We start from the raw sequence: 23212 nt of genomic DNA on the forward strand, positions 1-23212 counted from the left end.
TGTCTATTCTTTTACTGATCCAAGAGTCATCCCTTGAATAAAGTACTTTTGTAAAAATGGATAGATCACGACGACAGGAACCGTCGTTACCACCATGGTTGCTAATTGCAATGACTGAGAAGTCGTATTTCTGACCACATTGGTGCCTGTTGCTACTGCAGGCGATAGATTTTCCGAAACGATCCGAAATAGTAGCATTTGTAAAGGATATAAACTACGATCATCAACATAGATATTGGCGGTCATGTAGTCGTTCCACTGAAAGACGCCGTGGAATAATGCGATGGTTGCCAAAACTGGAAGGGACAATGGCAAAATGATTTTTACGAAAATAATAAAAGGATTGGCGCCATCCATCATGGCAGATTCTTCCAGCGAAAATGGAATGCTCCGGAAAAAATTCATCAAAATCACCATGTCGTAAAAAGAAAATAAGACAGGTATGATGTAAACCCAAAAATTATTTAACAAGCCGAGTTCTTTAAATAAGAGAAAGGTAGGAATCATCCCTCCAGAAACGAACATCGTTAAAATCCCCATGTTCATATAGATTTTCCGCCCCATTAAGTTTCTACGACTCATCCCGTAAGCAACCATCGCCGTCAATGCCGTATGCAAAACAACACCAATCACTGTTTTTGCAACTGAGATGACAAAGGCTTTATAGATCGCAGAATCTTCAAAAACGGTGTAGTAACTTTCTAGTGAAAATTCCCGTGGCCAGAAATAGATCCCCCCTCTTGCGGCATCGGTTGCATCATTGAAAGACAAGGCGACGATATTCCATAGTGGCAACGCAATGATGGCTAAGAAGAACACCATGAAAATCACATTGGCAGTATTGAAGATCTTCTCATCTTTTGAAAATGTTTGTTTCATACTTTCCCTCCTCTAAAAGACTGATTCATCACTGATTTTTTTTGTCAAAAGATGACTACCGACCACAAGGATCAATGAAACAACCGACACAAATAGACCAACGGCGGTCGCATAGGAGAAGTCTCCTTGTTGAATCCCCATTTTATAGACGAATGAATTAATGACTTCACTGGACTGATAATTGACAGGGTTTTGTAAGACGAGTGTTTGATCGAGGTTTGAACCCAATAACCCACCAACTGACAAAACAAATGTCAAGGCGATAATATGACGGATCGAAGGGATCGTGATCCGAGTGATCTGCTGAAACTTCGTGGCGCCATCCATTCTCGCTGCTTCATAAAGAGCTGGATTGATCCCTGTCATAGCAGCAATGTATAAAATCGTATTCCATCCAACTTCTTTCCAAATATCGGAAATGACTGCAATCGCCCAATATTTTTCGGGATCAGTCAAGAAGCGAATCGGTTCATCGATCAACCCAACACCTAACAGTAAATTATTGACCAAACCGGTATCAGACAACCACGTAATAAACATGCCTCCTAAGATGACCCAAGAAAGAAAATGCGGCAAATAAGACACCGTTTGAACAACCTTCTTCAAGCGCACATGAACGATTTCATTGATCAATACCGCTAAGCCAATCGCTGCTGGAAAACCAATCAGTAGTTTAAAAAAGCTGATGCCTAACGTATTACTCATCACCGTCCAAAACATTGAATCACTAAAAAATTCTTGGAAATATTGGGTACCGACCCACTCTGCATTCGCGATCGAATCAAGCACTGAGTAATCTTTAAATGCGATGACGATCCCGTATAGTGGGATAAAATTAAAAATAATCATCAGGATAATCCCTGGCCAAACCATTGCTTGATAAAAGCTTTGGCCTTTTAGTTTCTGCAAAAAGGTTCTTTTCTTTGGGGTTGCTTTAAGTACGACTCCTTTAGATTCCATTGTTCCACCCTTTCTAAAACGCTTACTTTTTCATCTGAAGGAAATGAGTTACTTCCTTCGTTGGTTCATCAACTGATAGACCGCACCAATCATACCTGCATCGTTTTTTAATTTTGCACGTCGAATCGGTGCAATCGTGCGTCCTTCTAAGTAACCAATACTTTCATGGCGAACTTTTAGCTGACAGAGGGTCTCTTCAAGCCTTGCCATAAACCCATCATTTTCACTGATCCCACCACCAATCAAAATCAGCTCGGGATCAAATGTACTGATCAAATTGAGCAAGCCCACCGATAAATCTTGAAAAAACTGTGCAAGCACTTGGTTCGCTACCACTTCTCCTTGCGCTCCTCGCTGAAAGATCTCCACCGCATCTTGAGGGAAATCACTCCGACCAAGCTGTTGAAGTGCCAACTGGTACTGATGGAAAAGACCACCCACGACAGCAGCTCTTTGGTTCAAGGAAACAGTTTCTAAATTTCCTTGGTCAGGTAAGCTATCGATCAGCATCCATCCGAATTCACCTGCCATGCCATGGCTGCCGCGATAGAGCTGATCATTAACAATGATCCCACCGCCAATGCCTGTACCGACGACAAGGCATAGATAGTTCTCACAGTTCTGTGCGTGCCCAAGCCATTTTTCAGCGATCGCCGCTGCATTGGCATCATTTTCAACCATGACCGGTAGCTTGACACGTTCTTCTATTTCTTGCTTTAAATTGATTCCATAAAGGGATTTGATTGATCCTGCTGTAATCATCGTGCCATCTTTTTGGATGATGCCCGGTGCGCTAATCCCGACACCATCGACTATTGCTTCTTGCTGCAATGATTTGATCAATGCTGTGATGGATTGCAAAAATCCCTCCTTTTCATGGATCGTCGGCATCTGTCCTTTTTTGACAATTTCACCGTTTTTCAAGATCACACCATATTTGATGGTGGTTCCTCCAACATCGATTCCAATAAACATTGCTTCACCCTCATTATTCATTTACTTGTTTTGTCGATTGATTGATGCACAATTCCCCTGATAAAACGTAGGAGATCCCAATGGCATTTTCCTCAATCATTTCGATCAAGTGTTTGACTGCCGTGACCCCTTGCAATTGGATTGGATTTTTCACAGTCGTCAACCGAGGCATGAAATAGTCCAAAAGATCGATGCCATCAAAACCAATTACGCTGAAATCATCTGGCACCCGCCACTTGGTCTCATGGATCGCCTTGACCGTTCCGATCGCACTAAGATCATTTCCCGCCAGAAACGCTGTGGGTAAATCTTTCTGCTCTAACAAAAACTGTTGCACACGGACTCTCGTTCGTTCTTCTTCAAAGAACCCCTGTAATTGATAGTCCGACCGTTTAGAAACCCCTGCCTCGTTTAATGCTTCTAAATACCCTCTTAAGCGCTCATCACTATCATAAACACCAGTGATACCACTGATAAAGGCAATTTTTTTGTGGCCAAGTGACAAAAGATACTCGGTGGCTGCTTTTCCTTTTTCGAAAGAATCAAAGACTACACTGCCGAAGTTCTTCTCTTGGATGTTTCGATCGATAAAGACGGCTTTGATTTGTTCTCGTTCCATTGCAGTCAAATCCTGCTTCGTTAAAAAATCTTCAAAGCCAATAATGCCATCAACAACACCGCCTAATATACTATTGAGAACCACTCGTTTATCCGTGGATAAGAAGACATTGACCGCATAACCATGTTTTTCTGCCTCTCTGGCAATCGCTTCAACTAATACGCTAAAGTAAGGCCCTTTCATGCTGGTAGTGTAGAAACCGAGCATTTTCGTTTTCGTGTTTTTCAATTGTTTGCCCATTAAATTGGGAACATAATGCAAACGTTGTGCTGCCGCCATCACGCGTTCTTTCGTAGCTGGACGAACAACATCGACACCGTTGAGTGCTTTAGAAACCGTCGCAATCGACACATTTGCTTCTTTCGCCACTTCTCGGATCGTGATTCGATTTGCCAAATGACCCTCACCTCCTAAACTGATCCCACAAAAATAAAAACGTTTTTATTTTATCGGAAAAATGAACGACCGCTTCCTCACTGGTCATCTGATAATCCAACTATATATAAAAACGTTTTCATCCACAATGATTCTAGGGCTGATTGGCGTTTGTACCAGCAACTTGAAACCTGTGCCATCATGGTACAAGTTGTACCTACAAAAAAAAGCCTCGAAAGGCTTTTAAATCGTGAGCGTACCAATCAACTTCGCTGAGGCAGCAGCAAAGCCAAGGTATAAAGAAATCGTACCAGGATCACTTTTTGTCGAGAAATCGGAATGAACATAAGCAAAATCCTCTGGTGTAACATAGAATGAATGCTGCCTTTCTTCGGCTGCAGCAAGATGGATTTTTTGCCATTGTTTTAATTCCCGCATCGGTCGCGCTACTTCTGTAACATCGTCTCTGCTATAGAGTTGCAGTGTCGTGGTATGCGGTACATCTCCCTCATTTTTCAGCGTGCAGCTGACCTCAAATGGTGCATCCTTTTCCTGAGGATTAATGATTTGGGTGTGGGTGATCGTGCATCGACCATAGCCCATCCCCGAGCCAAAAGAAAACAATGGCTCATTTTTTTCATCCATATAACGCGAAATATATTTTTGATCACTATTCTCTTCAGTCAGTGGACGCCCTGTAGAGAGTTGCGCATAGGTCATCGGTAATTGGCCTTCTGCTCGAGGAAAACTCATAGCTAAACGTCCTTGCGGTTCAGACTCGCCCATCAACAAATCTGCCAACGCATTGCCTCCTTCTGATCCAGGGAACCAGGCAATCATGATGGCTTGGCAAAGAGGCTCGATGGCGGTCAAAACCAGTGGTCTGCCACAGAAAAGAATCGTTGCGATCCTAGGATTGACCTGACTTACTGCTTCAATCAATGCTTCTTGCTTTCTTGATAAAGAAAGTTTGGTCAGACTTGCCGCTTCTCCCGCTTCCTCGCTAGTTTCCCCCAGAGCCAATAAAACAAACTCAGCTTCTTTAGCAACTTTACACGCCTCATCAATAAAGGTGCTCGTCAGCATTTCCCCATCAGGATACGATAAGACAGTTAAGTCAATTTCTTTTTGAGAAAGACCCTCCGCTAAGGAGACCGCAGCCTCCGGTTTGCCGATCCACGACCAAGCCCCCAAAAGATCCTTCGAAGCTGCTTTGGGGCCGATCAACGCGACCTTTTGCTTTTTCTGCAACGGCAACAGTGCTTGGTTTTTCAGAAGAACCGTTGTTTTCTTTGCTGCTTCTCGTGAAAGGTGGCGTGTTTCCTGCGCTAATTTTGGTGCTAAGTTGCCCTGCACTAATCCTCTAAAAGGGTCTTCAAAAAGACCCAACTTATTTTTTAAGCTTAACACATGAAAGACAGCCTTATTTAGCTGCTCGTTCATTTCAGGTTCTGCATGAATGATTTGTTCCAGTGCATTCAGATAGCAATCGCTCATCATATCCATTTCCACGCCAGCAGTAAAAGCTTTCTTTGCGGCTTCCTTTCGATCAGCAGCGACACGATGCGCCATCAATTCCGCTACCGCTGCCCAATCTGAGATGATCAAGCCGTCGAATCCCAGCTTTTGTCGTAATACTTCCTGCAATAAGGGTTGATTTGCGGTGGCAGGAACACCGTGGATCGTATTAAAGGAGGTCATTACTAATTGTGCCCCTGCTTCAATCGCAGCCTGAAACGCGGGCAAATAATTCTGATAGAGCTCCAGATCGGACAAATCAACGGTATGGTAGTCCCGTCCACCTTCTGCAGCGCCATAGCCGATAAAGTGTTTGACACAAGCGGCAATTCGCTGTTTATTTTCTGCAAGGGAAGCAGTTCCTTGATACCCTCGTACATAAGCAGCCGTCAATACAGAAGATAAGGTGGGATCTTCCCCATTACTTTCCAAGACCCTTCCCCAGCGCGCGTCTTTGACATGATCCGCCATCGGTGAAAACGTGACATGGACACCAGCTTCTGCCGCTTCTTTCGCTGAAGCTTTAGCAACCTCTTCCACTAACTGCGCATCAAAGGAAGAGGCTAAGGCAAGCGGAATTGGGAAAATCGTTTCATACCCATGGATAACATCTGCCATAAAAACAAGGGGAATTTTTAAACGACTTTTCTCAAGATAAGACGTTTGGATGGCATATACTTGTTCAGCAGTATGAGTGCCCAACACAGAACCAATCGTAAATAATTGGTCTTCACTCATTTGCCATTGCTGCATCGGACCCGTTATTTCTCCTCCTTGTGCAAAAAAATCTGGCGTCAGTTGGACTAACTGACCCACTTTTTCAGCTACGGTCATTTGGTCAATCAGTTCTTTTAGTTTTACGGTCTCCACTATTATTCTCTCCAATCATTCGGTTCTCTTCTTTTGCTAAAAAAAAGCCTTATTTGCGCCTTCTTAGCAGAAGCAAAAAAGTATCTATTCCTTTCATCTAGTATAATTAAAAACGTTTTCAAAAAAAGATAGTGTTCCTACTTTGGTGCAACTCATGGGAAAAAGGAAAAATCTTCATCATGGTACAAGGTGTACCACAAAAAATCGATCGCACCGAATCGCCTGATACATCTGTCATTGTCTCTTCCATGATTCTAATAAAAAGAAGCTACAACTAGCTGCAGCTTCTTTTTACTTTATTGTTAAGGAACAAAGGAAAGTTCCCAGAGGATCGTTGCTGTATATCGCGTGGCTTGAGGTGCTGCACTCACTGGCACCTCCAGTTTCACACTTTGATCCATTGTTTCTCGATCGCCAAAGCGCTGGACCCAAGTGCCTCTACCTTCGTTGGCATTTGCTTGCGCAATCACTTCAGCCTGTCCAACAGTCAGGGTTGCTTGCGGTTTATACGTAGGGGGATCAGACGCATTTTCTCGAGTTGTTGCTACATCGATATTATTTAACAAAATTCTAGCACCATTCAGTTGATGCCCTTCATCACTTTCAAAAGGTGTTCGTAAGGTTGCACGGAGGGTCCAACCAGAATTTTCCCGCCTTCGATCCGAAACTTGCACATAATTAGGGCGTAGATTATCATTTGGATCAGCCGGATGAAGCAGTTTCTGCGGCAAGGCATCATAGGTCGTCGTTTCTGACCGAATGCCAACTGTCCCAAACTGGAATTGGGAAACAAAATCCAAGCTGACAAACCCTTGTTCTTCATCAATCTCAGGCGGATTCTCAGGGTTTACTTGCGTATCCGGGTCAAGAGGATCTACTGGTTGCGGAGTACTTTCTAAACCATACACCAGCCAGTATTCTTGTTCATCTCGGGTGACTCTTGTTTCCAGCGGCTGACCGTCCCGCTCGTAAAGATATTGATAATAAGGAATCTCCTCAGGCAGGATATCAACCGATTCATTTACGAATTCTCCTTGATAGGTGGGTTCCCTCAGTGCTACCCCTTCTTCATCTATGTGATTGATCTTGATGTTCGATGGCACGCGATCAAATAAAAAAGTCACCTCCTGATGGAAAGGCTGCGGCATAATGTCAAATGTATCTGGGTCAAAGTATTCTGCTTCATACTCAACACCATAATAGTCATACCCTAACTGATAGGGTTCATCGCTTTCTCGATTCTTGGGGTCCAGTGTATGAAGAAAACGTAACGGCAGTTCTAATGTTTCAGTTGGTAGAATATCCACCCCTGTCTCTCGATCTCGATAATTCACATGGACGGTTTCGGTACCAATATAATAATTCATCTCTTCAAAATAAAAGGTATGACGATCACTTCTCGCCCCCGTACTACCGGATATTATAAATGCCATTGCAGAAATATCAGCGGGTTGCCAATCACTGATATCACGTCGCCAAGTCCGATCTCTATACGTAACTTGAAACCAGCGACCTTGACTATCTGGCCTGTACTCAATCAAGATAGGGTCATTTGCTCCATTCCTAGCACCCGTTCTTGCTGCTGGAGCGTCATTTCCCATATATGTTTCCAGTAATAACGGCGTCCTATGATAGATAAAGCCAGCAAAGGGTGCTCCGCCGACAGCTATAGGGTCCCTTTCAACAATAAACCTATTCTCGTCAAAAAAACCTCGGGTATCATTATAGTTATTGTCTAGCTTAAAAGCAAAAGCATCCCTCAATCCTCCAATTCCAAACGCATTGCCTTCGTGACCTCTTATATGAGTCTCAGAATTGTGAAAGCCAAACGCCATCCCATCAGCACCATTCAGTTTAGCCCCTATATTGGCTCTACCTTTAAGCGTAAATGGCTGATCCAGACTAATTCTGTCTTTTAAGGTAACATAACCGACTGACCAAGTGATATCTTCTGTCAAGACTAATAGCCCAGTTTCTTCATTGTAAGTAGCAGTGCCTTGGACATCAAAGTGTTCTCTAAAATTGTTTTTGTCAATCGTCACTTCTACCATCTGATCACTTCTATCATCCACTTCCGCCTCTTTCGCTGCCTCATCCGAAGCCTCGTCTACTTCTTCCTCTGGTGCAGATTCCGCAGAATCTTTTTCATCTTCGTCTTGATCAATATCTTCAATCACCGTGTCTTCAACTATCAGAAGCCGTTGTGACGCAGACTCGGCAACGATGATCTCATATTCTCCGATCGTATCCACAATAATCGGTAAGACAAAGGTGGTTTGTGGGGTCTCGCTGGTCAGCTGCCACACACCTTCGTTTTCTGTTTCTACAGCAGTTAGCCCCTCAATCAATGATTCCTGATCGATGATTACTTGTTCAGGCAAAGCGAGGTCCACCGTTTCAAGGGCATCTTCTGAGTAGAAGATAAAATCTAGTACATGATCGACTTCTCCTTGGATCATTTCTTCTGGAAAAGTAATTTCTCCGATTACGTCTTCAGCTGATTTTTCCTCTTGCTCATTCTCTGGGGTCCACGAAAAAATCGTCTCGGCATTCATGATCGTGAACGTCGTAATCAGTGTGAGTAAGACAAGCAAAACCAGCAATCCTTTATTTTTTTTACGAAAAAATGAGTTCATCCCATTCACTCCTAAATGTCATTCTCTTGTTTGTTTAATAGACGCTATCCCCAGTCAGGGGATGCAACTTTTCCTTTTCGAATGATTTGTTTTAACATATATAAGTCAAGCGCGATAATTAGCAAAAGACCGCCTAGGATCACCCAATCCAATCGCTGAACGGTGTTGGTCTGAGGCAGTTCTCCCCCCGGCTTCACCGTGTCTTGCGGGGGACGCGGGACTGGTCCTGTTGGCGGTGACGGTACTGGGGGATCTAGCGGTTCATATACTCCTGTAAACTGCACGGTCCCATCTGTTTCGGTTGATCGCAGCTCATTGCTGAAGCTTGTTATTGGAAAGCTGCAAGCGACCCATAAGACGAGAAAGCCTTTTAGAAGTTTTGCTCGAAAAGGCGCACCTTTGATGTTCATTCTCCCTCCTCCTTTTATAGAATTCACTTCAAAAACCATCGTTTTTGGGATTATAAAAGGATTTGCAAGAAATACAGGAGAAAACCATTTTAAAGCATGGTTTACCAGCCTTATTAAAAATATCGCTCAAAATAAAATAACACGTCTCAAAAACGATGGTTTTCAAACATGTTCTATTTATTATATCGTTGTTTGACTTTTGATAAAATTCACATTCTTCATCGAATGGTGAATATTGTGAATCTTCGTTATCTTTCGTGGCTCATTCCTTCCAAAATACTCGTCATTCTATAAAAATCTAGTGAAAATGACACGAATCCAAGTCATTTTTACTGCACACTTTATCTCACCCCTCATTTCCCCTTGCTTGTCACTTTACTTTTTTTCATACAGCAAACTTTTCAAGTCGACTTTTAACGATACCTAAACCTATTTTTTTCTCTTTTTCCTAATAAAAAAAACAAACAGCCGAATCATTCCATCAAAGGAATCCCTTTTGATGGAATGAAGCTGTTTGTTGATTTACATGTGAATAAAGAGAAAAATCCGTTTACAATTCTTCTGCTGTTAACGAAAACTGACGAACCGTCTCTGATAAAGCTTCCACTAAGAAAAGACAAGGGATTTGCGTCGTCAAATCTTCATACTTGTTGATGCGTTTTACATCAACTGAATAATCCAAGACATAATCGGACATTCGTCCCAGAGTGCTATTGGCGTCACTGGTGATCGCTACCGTGGTGAAGTCTGGATTGTTACGAAACCCATTGACGACTTCAATGATCTCGGTAGTCGTTCCCGTGATGGAAAGGACGACGATCATATTATCCGAAGTATGCTTCAGCTTAGCAAAAATGGGGTACGTATTATCCACTAATGCATAGCTATTAAACCCAATCGTAGCAAAACGGCGGGCAGCGTATTCACACATGGAACCAGAGGCACCGATGCCATAAAAAATGATGTTGTCGCATTCCAACATTCTTTCTGCGATCCGACGAATCTTTCCTTCAATGTCTCGGGGAAAATGTTCAGCATTCAGGACATTCATGCTGCTATAAAAACTAACGGCATCTAATTCAGGGACTTTAAATTGGGTGCGAAACTCCGTAAAGCTTTCGTACCCTAATTTACGGATAAAGCGCATGACCGAAGAAGCTGAAGTGTGGGATTCAAGCGCGATCTCCCGGACACGCATGTAAGGAATTTTATCACTTTGGCTGGACATGTAATGATAGATTGCACGATCGGTCTCTGATAACTCATTGAAATCGATTTTTCCAAAAAAAGACATGTTAAACGCTCCTATTTTTTTGTTCTCCTATCAATGTACCATAAGCTGGCAGAAACATCATAACTGTTTGACAAGGAACAATTCCATCGGCTGTTCAAATCCAGGACTTGTCAAAAGTAACCCACCGGCATCTTGGTAACCGAGTTTGCGATAGAAATGCTGTGCCTGCTCGTCGACTTGTGTGGAAGTCAAGCAAAGAGCATGGCCAGCTGCTTTTTGCTGTTGTTCCCAATAAGTAACCAACCGTTTCCCGAGTCCCTTGCCTTGATGCGCTTCTGCGATCACTAACATGGTACAAAAAGGAATCGTGTCCCAGAAAAAATTGTAGCGTAGCAACCCTACTGGCTGGTCGTCTGCAACTACAACATAAGCAGTTTTTTCCATTATCTTTTTGGCGAAGACTTCCGTTGGTAAGTGAGTATCCAAAGAAAACCAAAATGCTTGATCTTCAGCTACTGCCGGTCGAATCGTAATCACTGATGTTTCGTCCCTTCCTGCTGTCTTTTTTGTCTTATCATAGAAAAATGGTCTATTTTAGTCACTTTCCGTCTTTTCGTATTCAGAAAGCAATGCTAAAAAGGCGTCGCCATACTTATCCAACTTGTTTTGGCCAACACCTTTGATCTGTAAAAACTCGATCGGCGTTTTTGGCTGAACTTCTGCCAGCTCTCGTAGTGTTTTATCAGAAAAAACCACATATGGCGGCAAATTTTGTTCTTGTGCAAGATTCAATCGTAAGGTGCGCAATTGATCGAATAGCTCATCATCCACCACTAACTGTTTGACTTTGGTTTGTTTTCTATAAACTTTTGCTTTTCCAAGCAACACATCAATCCCCGCATTGGTCACACTTAACAACGGGTATTGCCCTTCAGACGGCAAAAGATACCCTGATGCTGTTAAATAATCGATCAGCTGATTGACTTCCTTTTGGGACCAATCTTTCATTAATCCATAAGTTGGTAACTTTTCAAAGCCCCACTGTTTGACTTTTTGATCGCCTGAGCCAGTTAGCACTTTCCCCACCAGGGCTTTCCCAAAGCGTTCGCCCATTCGTTTCACACATGACAACACTTTTTGTGTATCCACTGTGATATCCACTTGTTCTCTTTCATCAAGACAATTGCTGCAACGACCGCAATCGGGACCATCTTCTCCGAAATAACGCAAAATATAGCGCTGCAAACACAATTGGGTATGTCCGTATTGGCTCATCTCCCGCAACTTCAAGTATTCGTTTTGGCGATAAAGAATGTCTGATTCGGATTGATCGATAAAGAATTGCTGGATCTGCATGTCTTGCGGCGCATAAAGCAAGATCGCATCACTGGGTTCCCCATCTCGTCCAGCACGCCCTGCTTCTTGATAATAAGACTCCAAATTACCTGGTATCTGGGCATGGATCACGAAGCGGACGTTGCTTTTGTTGATTCCCATTCCGAATGCATTGGTGGCTACCATCACTTGCAGGCGGTCATAGAGAAATTCTTCTTGGAAAAAGGAGCGCTCTTCTTCTGAAAGCCCGCCATGGTAATATCCGACTGACACGTGTTCATGCTTCAACAGGTGATAGATTCGTTCCACTTCTTTACGGGTGCTGGCGTAAATAATACCTGATTGTCCTTGGTTCATTTTCAAATACGTCGTTATGTAGGTATCTTTTTGATCCTTGACGACTTGAAAAGCCAAATTTTCCCGCGCAAAGCCGGTCTTGACTTGATTTTCAGCTGGAATCGAAAGTAAATTTTCGATATCTTCGGCAACTTTGGGCGTAGCTGTTGCGGTAAGGGCTACGATCGTGGGCTTTTGTTCCCAATTGTCGATCGTTTCGGCGAGCCGCAGATAGCTCGGGCGAAAATCGTGCCCCCATTGGGAAATACAGTGGGCCTCATCAACGGCTAACAAAGCGATCGGCATCTGCCGCAGCGAATAGCGAAAAGCTTCTGAGTCCAGACGTTCTGGAGAAACGTACAGCAGCTTGATTCGTCCTTGGCGAGCTTCTTGCAAGCGTTGATTGATCTGTGCTCCGGTCAACGAAGAATTGATGTAAGCAGCAGGGATCCCCATATCAACGAGGCTGTCTACTTGATCTTTCATTAAAGAAATCAAAGGGGAAATGACCAAGGTGACCCCATCCAGCAAGAGCGCTGGCAACTGATAACAAATCGATTTCCCGCCACCAGTAGGCATGATTCCCAAAACATTTTGTTGTGTTAAAATAGATTGAATAATCGTCTCTTGACCTTCACGAAACTGTGAATAGCCAAAATGTTCTTTTAAGACTGTTTGAATAGTTTGCATAATACCCTCTTTTCCATTTCCTTATTATACGCAATTAAGTACGCAAAGAAAACGGCATTAAGAGAACTTTCGCTTTTTATTCGCTTTTCATTGAAATCAACCAAAGGAGTCTTCTACTATGAAAAAAGTTGTGATTATCGGCGGTGGGATCATTGGATTGACCCTCGCCAATTATCTTGATAAAACCAAATTTGACGTGACTGTCGTTGATTCCCTTATCGGGCAAGCAACGTCTGCTAGTGCTGGCATCATCTCCCCTTGGCTCTCCAAACGTCGCAATAAAAAATGGTACCAGCTTGCACAAGACGGTGCCGCGTTTTTCCCACAATTGGTGCGGGATTTTGCATTAGATGATTCCATCTATGCCCCCTGTGGCACGTTGGTGGTGCGTCCCGAAAACGCGCTTCAGGAGCTAGCAGATCTGGCTGTAAGTCGCCGCAAAGAAGCGCCAGAAATCGGCGAGATCGAGTTACTGACAGGACCACAAACCAAAGAGGCACTGCCATTATTGAAGGAAATGCCCTCATTACGGATCTCAGGAGGTGGTCGTTTAGATGGTCGTGCTTATCTTGCGCACGTAAAAAGAGTTGCCTTACAGCAGCAAGTGACTTTTATCGAAGAAAAAGCCGAGATTTTAAGAAAGGACAGCCATTGGCAAATCAAAGCAAAGGATCAACTCCTTGAGGCAGAGGTTCTTTGTCTGACAGCTGGACCTGGATTGTTAGACTTGTTATCACCTTTGGGGTATCACGTTGATATTCGTCCGCAAAAAGGCCAATTGCTTTCCTTTGCTGCCAACTTGCCGACAGATAATTGGCCAGTCGCCATGCTAGAGGGTGAAGGCGACTTGATCCCCTTCTCAAATGGTCAAATTTTATTAGGCGCTACGCATGAAAATGATGCTGGTTGGGATCTGACGCCTACGGAAGCTGCCAAGCAACAATTGATGGCAGGAATCGGTGCTTTTCTTGAAGATCCCGAAGCACTCTTTGCCACGCCTGTGACCATGCGCGTTGGCACACGTGCCTATACTTCTGATTTTGCGCCGTTCTTTGGGGAAGTGCCTGATGAAACGAATTTGTTCGCCGCCAGTGGACTTGGTTCTTCTGGGTTAACGACCGGGCCTTATATCGGTTATCTCCTAGCCAATCGGATCAATGATGGACGAATTCAACCAAAAAATTTCTTGAGCTACACAAAACCGATGACAGAATATATCAAGAAGCGTCTTTGACAGAAGACTAAAAAACCACCAGAACCGCTAGGGTCTGGTGGTTGTCATTGATAGTCTTGCAGAGTTACGATACAGTCTTCTAGCTGATCGCTAAACATATTCTCCTGTTTCCCAATAATCGAGTAACATTTCATTGATGATCTCGCGATCCAGTGGTTCTCGGAAATCGTCATCAAAGGCATCTTCAATTGGAACATCGCCAACAGCTTTGATACAAACTGGAACGACGGGATCTGGGTGATCTTCTGTCGTCAACACTTTTTCAATTTTGATCTTATGTGTCCAATCTGCCCCCATATCATAAATGTAGGTCATGGACTTGCAATACTGAAAATCTTGGTCAATACCGGAAGCATCCGTTGGTACGGAATTGCCTAAGCCGATCGATTTCGAACCGGCAATAAACAAGTACAAATGTTGATTCATCCACTCAAAGGCAATCTGGATCAAAATATGCAGCTGCTCATAAGTCAGCCCTGCAGGAATGATCAAACGACGCCAAATTGGCGGACGGTATCCTTCTAAATCAATACGGATCTGATAGGCGACTGGTCTATTCGCCGCTTCATCAAAGGCCGTATGTTTCGTTGGAAATGGGACGATTTTTGGCGAGATTGCAGCAATACGCGGGTCATCAACGGGCAATAGTTCATGTTCTTCAGGATCGGTGTCTTGAATCATCGCTAACATCGCTTCTTTCTTTTCAGCTGACCAAAACTGGGGTTTGGACATCCGTGCGAAAAAGATAGGTTGTTTTTCAGCCAATACAAAGGCGATTTCTTGGTATTGTGTTTTGGTGATATGCTTTTCTTTATACATGCAGTAATAAAAGTCTTCAATGGCTGTTTTGGCAAACGGAAGAAAATTTAAACTGTACGGTACTTCTTGAGGCAGCATTTCGGTGTACACCGATTCGACAAAGACTTTGTCTTTTAATTTAGTCATGCCACCATCTGTTTCCGCGCAAAAGATCAAGTAAAAAACAGGATCTAAGTAGTGTTCAAGATCGTCGTCACTAACCACACTTGGTCCGCCATACAAATCAACGTGATCCATCATACGGTCAATCACTTTCGCTAATTTCTTCAATGTTTTTTCCAAAAAAATTCTCGCTCCTTCCTATCAAGTTTACTTTGACGAAAAGAGCGAGGATTGTCAATCTTTTTTTTAATGGGAAAGCATTTCCTGTGCAATTTCTAATCCGCTCATCCCAGTTGGATAATAGGTTGGCCAATGATCCATTTCTTCTAATAAGGCTTCATGACTATCATTGCCGAAGTAGATATGGAAATGATGGGACGCACTTGGTGCGATCATATGGTCGCTGAATTGGATGTATTTGAATGCCGCATCTTCGTCAGTGCTTTCAAACAAGAAACGTACGCCCCGATTACCAGCGGAATAGTTCAAAATCTCTTTGCCAGTATACACATAATTTGCTTCTTTCTTCGTACCATCATCGAAGATAAACGTCATTGTATTGTCTGTGATCTTGATCTGAGCAACATCTGTTTGATAACCGGTCGTATAATACTCTTTGTATTCGTCAGCCGTCATTTTCTTGTCCATTTTTGCTTTATAATCAAACACTTGGTCTAATGTTCCGTCTTGTAAAAATGGATACACGGATTGCCATTCGCCTGCCCAATCAGATAAGGGACGATCTTGAACATCTGCATCCTCGAAATAGCCGTTATAAACCGTTTTTTCTTTTTCGGCTTCCGCTATTTCTTTGTCATTTGCTACATCGGTCGTTTTTCTCAAGGCATCACGGTTTTGTTCCATGATCGAAATATAGTCTTCCCCGTTATCCATTTGCTCTTGGGTCAACCCTTCTAATGGATTCAAGACAGCCAGTTCGACACCTGCTTCTGAAGCTAACGTTCGTGCAATGCTGTCTTTGGCATTTTCTTCAAAGTAAATCGTTTGGATACCTGTTTCTTGAACGAACTCTTTTAGTTCTGCGATTCGTGAAGCGGAAGGTTCCTCGCTTGGTGAAAGACCAGAGATTGGTACTTGGGTCAACCCGTATTCCAATGCCAAATAACCAAAAGCTGCGTGCTGGGTCACGAAGTGATTTTGCGCTGGATTGCTAAACGCTTCTTCATAAGACGCATGAAGCTCTTGTAACTTCGCTAAATAATTCGCAGCATTTTCAGCAAAGGCTGTCGCTTTCGCTGGATAAGCCTCACTTAGTTGGTCACGGATCGCCTCTACTTGTTTCATGGCTAAGCTTGGTGCTAACCAAACATGGGGATCCAATTCATGGGAATGACCATCATCGCCATGATCGTGGTCATGATCATGATCCTCGTCTCCTGGAAGTAAGACCATTCCTTCTGTGGCTTTGACCACTGTCACATCGCCATCATTTAACGTAGCTTCAATCGAAGGAACCCACATTTCCATGTTTTCATTGTTGTAGACAAAGACATCCGCATCTTGGATCTTTGCCATGTCCTTTGCAGAAGGTTCGTAGTCGTGGGAATCAGTGCCTGCGGGCATCAATAATTCGACCTGCCCTTCATCCCCTACGACTTGGCGTGTAAAATCATACATCGGATAAAACGTGGCCATGACCTGAATTTGTTCATTCTCAGAAGAGGCGTTTCCTGACTGCTCCGTAGCGTCAGATCCACCTTGACCACAGGCAGTCAATGCGAGGGCTACTGCTGATAACATCGTTATTTTAAAAAACTTCTTCATTTTCTAACTACACTCCTTTTATTTTTCCTCTTTTTCTTTCCCTTGGTAAAATACTGATAAATCAATTACGATTTATAAAAACAAAACGTAACGTTTACGTTTTACCATCGGTTTTATACTTTACACAACTATTTGCAACCTGTCAACCGCTTTTTCACTTGTTTTTTTATATGTAAAAACCTTCATATGTACCACCACAGATATCAGTGAAGAAATTTCCTTGAAAGACTTGCTCTGCTGATTTTTTTCAATCGTCGAACATCTCTTTTTATTGTCCTTTACTGGGTCCTGTGCTACACTCGAGGGGTAATTGAATAGAAGATTATCCACTAGGGGCGCTTTATGCTGAGATAGACGTAAGTCTGGTCCCTTAGAACCTGATTTGGTTAGTACCAACGTAGGGAAGTGGCAGCGCATGATTTTTCGCGTTCCCATTTTTTCTGTCTACGTGTGGATAGAAAAAGGAGGAACGCTTTTTTTGTAGACAGAAAAACCATCGAGAGGAGAAGACAATATGACAAATGAACCAATCGCCTGTGCCGCAGGCGGGATCGATATCACTGGGTGCCGAGTAAGTTTGTACCCCATGAAAGACCACTTTGCGCAACAAATCGTAACGAGCATTGAGCGGACGGATACAACAGCTGTTTGGCAGCAAACCGATCTGTTCAGCACCCTTTTCCGAGGGGAAGCCCCAAGTGTTGTCGATGCGGCAGCTGGGCTATTTATCAACGCTTACGAATCCAAGACACACCTCGTGGGTGAGTTTACTTTTTCTAAGGGCTGTCCTGGCGATTCTGCAGGTGACGCGTTTTTGAATGGAGAACAGGCACAACCCAATAAAGCAAGCAATCTTGTGAATGGTACGTTTGACGTGGATTGTAAATACTCGTTTTATGTATTTGGGGAAAACAATTATATGAAAGAGATCGCCACCATCGTCCAACTGGCAGAAACCTATGGTTTGGCGCCTCGCTCCGCCCATTATGTGACGATGCTGACGGGAACGGCCAACCAACTCTTTGGGTATTTTGAAGCGGCATTAGCGTATGCCCATGACCATCTTCCCCATTATGTGTTAGAAGCAACGGTCTCAGTCAACAGTCCTTCCAAAAAGAAGGCGGTGTCGCATGACTAAATGGGTCTTAAAAGATGTCATTATGGTGGGGATCGCTTCGTTGATTTTTGGCGTGATCTATTTGGGCGCTGTTCATTTTGGGCTGTTGTTAGGTACGCTTTTAACACCCTTTGGTTTGTCTGTTTTAGCGAATGAGTTTATTTTCGGGGTATGGTTCATGGCAGCGGCTTTTGCTGGCTATGTGCTGCGCAAACCGGGCGCAGCGACGATCACTGAGATGATCGCCGCACTTTTAGAAGTGTTTATGGGGAATTTTTATGGACCGATTATTTTTATCAGCGGGTTTGTACAAGGGATTGGAACAGAAGCTGGCTTTGCATTAGGTGGCTACCGTCGCTATGGCTGGTTCCCTTTGATCACTGGTGCCATTGGCGCCACGATCACGAGTTTTCTTTGGGGGATCATTCGGTCAAATTTCGTTGACTTGCAATGGCAGTTGTTGGTGGTGATTTTTATTATTCGCTTGCTTTCTTCTTTATTCTTTTCCGCCTTTTTGGTCAAGATCGTCTGTGACCATCTGACACGCATGGGCGTTCTCAACAGTTACCCGATTGCTGAAGACCAAACCATTAGCGCCAAACGAGAAGCGGCATGAGCCTGCTCGTGAAAAACGGCTGCTTTTTCGTGGATCAAAAACGGCTTGATCTGACACTGTCTTTAGCCCCCGGAGAAACAAAAGGAATCTATGGTGCTTCAGGAACAGGAAAAAGCACTCTTTTCCACCTCTTAGCGGGGCTTAACGAGAAAGGGTTTGAAGAAGGAACCTATACGATCGATGACCGAATGCTAAACCAGCTTTCCATTCGAGAAAGAAGCACGTCGATCAGCTTACTGTTTCAAAATCCAGATATGCAATTTTGTATGTCCACGCCTCGAGAAGAACTACTGTTTTGTCTTGAAAATCAATGTATTCCCCAAGCCGACATGCCAAAAAAAGTAGCGGATGCCTTGACGTTTTGCGAGATCAGCCATCTTGCCGATCAGCCCTTTACGACCTTGTCTGGCGGTGAGAAACAGTTAGTAGCATTGGCTTGTTGTCTGATTTTAAAGAGTCGCTACTTGCTTTTGGATGAACCATTTGCCAATTTGGACGCCGACACAAGTCAAAAAGTCATTCGAAAACTGCGACAGCTCCAAAAGCAACATGCCATTGGCATCTTACTGATCGACCATCAAATCAAAGAAACTGCTGACTGGGTTGCTGAGTGGCTGCTGATTGAAGAAGGATTCAGATCCGTCGATCAAGAAAAGATGCGCACACTCGATCAGGAGCTGCGCAGGTCACTACCGCCTGTTGAGATTAAGAAACTTTCTGCAAAAGGGCGGCTATCTTTTCAAGATTTTCGCCTGCCGATCCGTAACCAAGCGATTGTTTTTCCGAATCTTACCTTTGATAGTGGGACAATGATTGGGCTTACCGGACGTAGCGGCAGCGGCAAATCTTCGTTTTTAAAAGCGATCTTGCAGCAGCAGGCGTACTCAGGAACCATTCGCCTGTGCGGGGATCCAATCAAGAAGCATCCCTCCCCTTTTCGGTCCATCAGCTGGATCATGCAAAATCCGCAGGACCAGTTTTTGGCTGCTACAGTGGCACAGGAGCTTAGTCAAGGACGTGCAGCGACCGAGAGTGACAAACTGCTGGAAAAATTGCGACTACAAAACAAGAGCACTCAGTCCCCTTTTCTACTCAGCCAAGGCCAGCAAAGACGCTTGGCAGTAGCAGCTTTATTGCAGCGACCAGTCAAATTACTGTTGGTGGATGAACCGACCTATGGCCAAGATGTCAAGCAAGCTTGGCAGGTCATGCAGTTGTTAGCCGAAAAAGCCGCAAGCGGCACCTTGGTTTTAATCGTTAGTCACGATGTCTTATTATTGGAAGCATTTTGTTCACAAATCATTGATTTTAATCATTATGAAAAGGAGGACATAGATGCGCACCCTCAACCCGACAGTCAAGTTATTCGCCATTTTAGGACTCGCCTTACTGGTTTCTTTTCAAAATAATTTCAGATTGAATCTGCTACTCTGTGTCCTGTTCTTTGCTGTTTCTGTAAATGAACGCTCTTTGAAAAAAAGCCTTTTGCTTGTTTCTGCATTGACCTTGGCAGCTGTGGGGGTCTTTTTCACCGGACTCCTTTACTACCAGGACAACCAAGGTGGCTCCTCGTCAGCAGCAGCTATGCGCTATGGACTTGACATGGCAAGCCGTATCTATTGCTTTGGTATGTTGGGTAGTTCTTTCACTGTATCGACCACGATCAATGAGCTGATTTATTCGCTGCAGCAACAGCTGCGACTCCCCGCCGTTTTTGCCTATGGTCTGCTCGCTGCGTTTCAAATTGCGCCCATCATTCCAGCCGAGTATCAGAATATCCGTAATAGCATGCGTTCTAGAGGAATCCCCGTCAATCTATTTTCATTCAACATGCTGATCCCTTTACTGGTCAAATCGATTCGTTGGTCTGAGCTCTTGGCGACTGCGATGCTTTCAAGAGGATTTGACAGCGAGGCAAAGCGAACCTACGCCAAGTCATTTCGCATCACTTTCGCCGATATGCTCTTTCTATCTTTTTGTCTGATAATCGGCCTCGCTGGAACACTGCTCTTATAAAGGGGAAAAAGAGAAAAAGCCAAAGAAACACTGCCGTTTCTTTGGCTTTTTCCTTCTTATGGCTAAGAGATGATTGATTTTTTTATGGATCCAGATTTGATTTGATAGAGCGTTACAAACAAGGTGGTCACTAAAATATACATTGCGAAAAGGAAATACATGTTTTTAAAAAGCTGGATCGTCGTTTGATTGAGCCAAGCCCCTACTTTAGGGATATAAAAAATGGGTTGCCCAATCAATTGGCTTTTTTGGATTTCTTTTGGTTCCATCTGGCTTTGGTTATCACCGATCGTATAAAGCACCGATTGGTTTTCTCCCACTGCAACGATTCGCCGTGTGCGCATCTGTCTGCCGTGATCGACATAATAGGTCACTTCATTACCAACGACCAAATTGTCTTCTGAAGCCTTTTTAACAAAAAGTAATGTCCCTTCGGAATATGTAGGTTCCATTGCATCGCTGTTAACGATGGCCATTGTGAAACCAAACGCATGAGGAATCACGACCGCTAAAACAGAAATCAGCATAAACAACAATACAAAAAGTGAGAGCATGATACTTTGTTTTGGCAAAAGTTTCATTTTCTTTTCTCCTTCTAAGGCTCAGTTTCTTTTTCGATTCTATAACATATTTAAATTTTTTTCAAATATTTAAAAACGATTCATTGAATTTTTATGCGTATTTTTTCTGATTATTATTTGACTTTATTTTACTATTTATATTATGCTAAAAGCGATTAAAAAACACAGGAGAAAAAGTATGCTTTTTTTAAATAACAAGTTCTTTTTTAAACGTTGGATTCCCTTTATCCTACTCGTTCTATTTTTGCTAGGAAGCATCGGTTTTTTTCTTATACTCTTCCTATCTCCTACTTCTGATAACCATACCGTGGAGAAGAAGGAAGATTGGATTTTTTATGCGGAAGACAATCCTGATTCTACTTTTATTAGCCGTTATGTGAAATATTTAACTAGCGTAAAAGCCAATGAGCGATTTGTCATGCAGCGAAAAATGACCAATGAATACAAATATCCAACGATGCTGCTGATTGGCGATCATCAACACATGACCGTCTATTTGGATGATCAAGAAATTTATACCAATGAAGCTGCCGAACATTCATTGACCTTCAACCATCCTGGCAAAACCTTATCTTTTATCACATTGCCAGAGGATTACGTTGGAAAGACGTTGAAGATCTACGTGACTAGTCCTTTTGACACCTATTCTGGCTTTCCAGCCGAAGTCTTTTTTGGTCCTGCCAATGCATTGATCGGTTATGTTTTTAGTCTATCAATTTTGAATATCTATATCCTCCTATTTACCGGATTTATTTGTATCCTTAATTTATTTTATCTCTTCGTTTCTTTTATCAACCAAAGAAAGCTGAAAGTATCTTCCATTTTATTCAGTGGCTTTGCCTTAAGTGCAGGTTTAGAAGCAGGCTTCGGGGATCTGCTGGGTGGACTGCTTTTTTCTCCCATCGTGAATTCATTTATGTTAAATTTTCTTTCGATTATTACGCCCATGTTTTTGATTGGGTTTTACTACACAAACATGCACTTCGTACGTAAGTATTATCAGAAATGGTTGTTTGTTCACTACTCCTTCGGGATCTTTGCCATGTTTTTGGCACTTTTTCAAAAACAAAGTTTGCCAGTCGTCATGAACTATCTGTTTTTGTTAAACATCACCAGCACCTTTGTGACTTCGTTTGCGGCGATTTATGAGGCGTTAAAAAAGAATCAATTTTATGTCCTTTGTGCACCTTGGATCGTTGTCGCGGCAATCGGTCATGGGTTCTTGTATATCCAGGATATTTTAGTCCTCCCGCAATCTGACATCAATTGGCGCTCGATCATCTTTTTCTTACTGATACTTATTTTTACTTGTTATGGGTTCCTCGAACTCTTTTTTGCCAGTGAAGGCAAAAATAAGCAGATCGACACAGCAGACATCAAAGTGCGATTGTATGAAAATCAGCAGGCGATCGGTCCAGATCAAACGGCACAATGGCAGCAAGTTTTACAAACCATCAAAAAGAGAACCCATACCATTAAAGACATGTTAGAAGACGAACAACTAGCGGCTGCGTATGAAGGTCTTTGCGAGATTGAAGAAGAAATCAAGCAGCAGCTAACGATCCCTGCGGTTGAAAAAGAATCGATCACGACGATGCTGCTTGCTGATTATCAACACACTGCCGCTCAAAAAAGAATCACGCTTACCTGCGATGACCTCACGGAACCACTGGAACGATTGGAAGAAAATGATCGTCTGTCCTTGATCGCCCATTGCTTAGAGTACGCCATCCGCTACACCTGTTCGGTCACAGATCCTCAAAATCGCAGGCTTTCGTTGAAAGTGACTGACACAAAAGAACAGCTGCATATCGACTGTCAAATGCCGCTTTTGACAGAGGATGAGGCAGAAAAACTGCAAACTGACGAAGCAAAACGACAGGCGATCCATACCGATGTGCAAATGCTGGAACAAATATGTCTTGTCTATCAAGGAAGTATGCGTATCGAGGATTCAGCTGGTTTTCATTTTTTGCGTTTGACACTTGCCGCTAAAGCGGATCTGCTGTCTTTTGACTGACTGCCTTTTCTCCAATACGTTAAACGGTCTATTTTAAGAAAAAGCGAAAAAACTCTTGCTTTTTTCGCTTTTTCGCTTTAGCATG

Annotated in this window: 19 protein-coding genes and 1 riboswitch; of the genes, 6 read left to right on the top strand and 13 right to left on the bottom strand. The window is 43.2% G+C overall.

Going from position 1 to position 23212, the window contains the following annotated elements; all coding sequences use genetic code 11:
* Nucleotides 1–3: 3 nt before the first annotated feature.
* The 10 genes from IGI72_RS10655 to recQ all read right to left on the bottom strand — a co-directional run bounded on the left by IGI72_RS10655 (nt 4) and on the right by recQ (nt 12837).
* Complete coding sequence (locus IGI72_RS10655; RefSeq protein ID WP_005236529.1) at nt 4–879, bottom strand: carbohydrate ABC transporter permease; 876 nt, start codon at nt 877–879, stop codon at nt 4–6.
* Between the two features lie 12 nt (nt 880–891).
* A complete protein-coding gene (locus tag IGI72_RS10660; protein WP_016610970.1) occupies nt 892–1839 on the bottom strand; it encodes an ABC transporter permease in 948 nt (315 codons plus the stop codon).
* Nucleotides 1840–1887: 48 nt separating this feature from the next.
* Entirely contained in the window at nt 1888–2814 is a 927-nt protein-coding gene (locus IGI72_RS10665; RefSeq protein ID WP_428215125.1) for an ROK family protein, read from the bottom strand.
* A 13-nt stretch (nt 2815–2827) separates the two neighbouring features.
* A complete protein-coding gene (locus tag IGI72_RS10670) occupies nt 2828–3829 on the bottom strand; it encodes a LacI family DNA-binding transcriptional regulator (RefSeq protein ID WP_438754143.1) in 1002 nt (333 codons plus the stop codon).
* Nucleotides 3830–4051: 222 nt separating this feature from the next.
* Nucleotides 4052–6196: a glycoside hydrolase family 3 N-terminal domain-containing protein gene (locus IGI72_RS10675; protein ID WP_438754144.1), complete on the bottom strand. Its 2145-nt coding sequence runs from the start codon at nt 6194–6196 to the stop codon at nt 4052–4054.
* A 302-nt stretch (nt 6197–6498) separates the two neighbouring features.
* Entirely contained in the window at nt 6499–8832 is a 2334-nt protein-coding gene (locus IGI72_RS10680; RefSeq protein WP_438754146.1) for a lectin-like domain-containing protein, read from the bottom strand.
* Nucleotides 8833–8876: 44 nt separating this feature from the next.
* Entirely contained in the window at nt 8877–9242 is a 366-nt protein-coding gene (locus IGI72_RS10685; RefSeq protein ID WP_375837477.1) for a hypothetical protein, read from the bottom strand.
* Nucleotides 9243–9792: 550 nt separating this feature from the next.
* The gene (locus IGI72_RS10690) at nt 9793–10536 is read right to left on the bottom strand and encodes a MurR/RpiR family transcriptional regulator (protein ID WP_015509932.1); all 744 of its coding nucleotides are present in this window, start codon (nt 10534–10536) and stop codon (nt 9793–9795) included.
* Nucleotides 10537–10593: 57 nt separating this feature from the next.
* Entirely contained in the window at nt 10594–11013 is a 420-nt protein-coding gene (locus tag IGI72_RS10695; protein ID WP_438754149.1) for a GNAT family N-acetyltransferase, read from the bottom strand.
* A gap of 57 nt (nt 11014–11070) precedes the next feature.
* Nucleotides 11071–12837, bottom strand: coding sequence for a DNA helicase RecQ (gene recQ / locus IGI72_RS10700; RefSeq protein ID WP_010749536.1), 1767 nt, complete (start codon nt 12835–12837; stop codon nt 11071–11073).
* A 118-nt stretch (nt 12838–12955) separates the two neighbouring features.
* Here recQ and IGI72_RS10705 point away from each other — a divergent pair, with 118 nt between their 5' ends.
* Nucleotides 12956–14071 carry an NAD(P)/FAD-dependent oxidoreductase gene (locus tag IGI72_RS10705; RefSeq protein WP_438754151.1) on the top strand — a complete coding sequence of 372 codons (1116 nt, stop codon included), beginning with the start codon at nt 12956–12958 and terminating at the stop codon, nt 14069–14071.
* 90 nt (nt 14072–14161) lie between these two features.
* Here the strand turns inward: IGI72_RS10705 and IGI72_RS10710 are convergent, their stop codons facing one another.
* Both IGI72_RS10710 and IGI72_RS10715 read right to left on the bottom strand, forming a co-directional pair.
* Complete coding sequence (locus tag IGI72_RS10710) at nt 14162–15172, bottom strand: plasmid pRiA4b ORF-3 family protein (protein WP_218212614.1); 1011 nt, start codon at nt 15170–15172, stop codon at nt 14162–14164.
* Between the two features lie 66 nt (nt 15173–15238).
* The gene (locus IGI72_RS10715; RefSeq protein ID WP_438754153.1) at nt 15239–16777 is read right to left on the bottom strand and encodes a metal ABC transporter solute-binding protein, Zn/Mn family; all 1539 of its coding nucleotides are present in this window, start codon (nt 16775–16777) and stop codon (nt 15239–15241) included.
* A 321-nt stretch (nt 16778–17098) separates the two neighbouring features.
* A riboswitch (TPP riboswitch) is annotated at nt 17099–17198 on the top strand.
* Nucleotides 17199–17291: 93 nt separating this feature from the next.
* Here IGI72_RS10715 and IGI72_RS10720 point away from each other — a divergent pair.
* From IGI72_RS10720 to IGI72_RS10735, 4 genes are read left to right on the top strand one after another with little or no spacing between them, the layout of a single operon-like run.
* On the top strand, nt 17292–17915 hold the full coding sequence (locus IGI72_RS10720) for a YkoF family thiamine/hydroxymethylpyrimidine-binding protein (protein ID WP_438754155.1): 624 nt from the start codon (nt 17292–17294) through the stop codon (nt 17913–17915).
* Nucleotides 17908–18510, top strand: a complete 603-nt coding sequence (locus IGI72_RS10725) for an ECF transporter S component (RefSeq protein ID WP_010749530.1) — start codon at nt 17908–17910, stop codon at nt 18508–18510. The genes IGI72_RS10720 and IGI72_RS10725 overlap by 8 nt, the downstream gene beginning before the upstream one ends.
* Nucleotides 18507–19919 (top strand): ABC transporter ATP-binding protein, encoded by a 1413-nt coding sequence (locus IGI72_RS10730; RefSeq protein WP_438754157.1) that lies wholly within the window; start codon nt 18507–18509, stop codon nt 19917–19919. The genes IGI72_RS10725 and IGI72_RS10730 overlap by 4 nt, the downstream gene beginning before the upstream one ends.
* The gene (locus tag IGI72_RS10735) at nt 19846–20526 is read left to right on the top strand and encodes an energy-coupling factor transporter transmembrane component T (RefSeq protein ID WP_438754160.1); all 681 of its coding nucleotides are present in this window, start codon (nt 19846–19848) and stop codon (nt 20524–20526) included. Before IGI72_RS10730 ends, IGI72_RS10735 begins: the two co-directional genes overlap by 74 nt.
* Before the next feature lie 62 nt (nt 20527–20588).
* Here the strand turns inward: IGI72_RS10735 and IGI72_RS10740 are convergent, their stop codons facing one another.
* A complete protein-coding gene (locus IGI72_RS10740; protein ID WP_016610953.1) occupies nt 20589–21107 on the bottom strand; it encodes a S24/S26 family peptidase in 519 nt (172 codons plus the stop codon).
* Nucleotides 21108–21249: 142 nt separating this feature from the next.
* Here IGI72_RS10740 and IGI72_RS10745 point away from each other — a divergent pair, with 142 nt between their 5' ends.
* Complete coding sequence (locus tag IGI72_RS10745; protein ID WP_438754162.1) at nt 21250–23127, top strand: hypothetical protein; 1878 nt, start codon at nt 21250–21252, stop codon at nt 23125–23127.
* Nucleotides 23128–23212: the final 85 nt, after the last annotated feature.

It is taken from the genome of Enterococcus sp. DIV1059_2 (genome assembly GCF_051713685.1).
GTDB lineage: Bacteria > Bacillota > Bacilli > Lactobacillales > Enterococcaceae > Enterococcus_D > Enterococcus_D casseliflavus.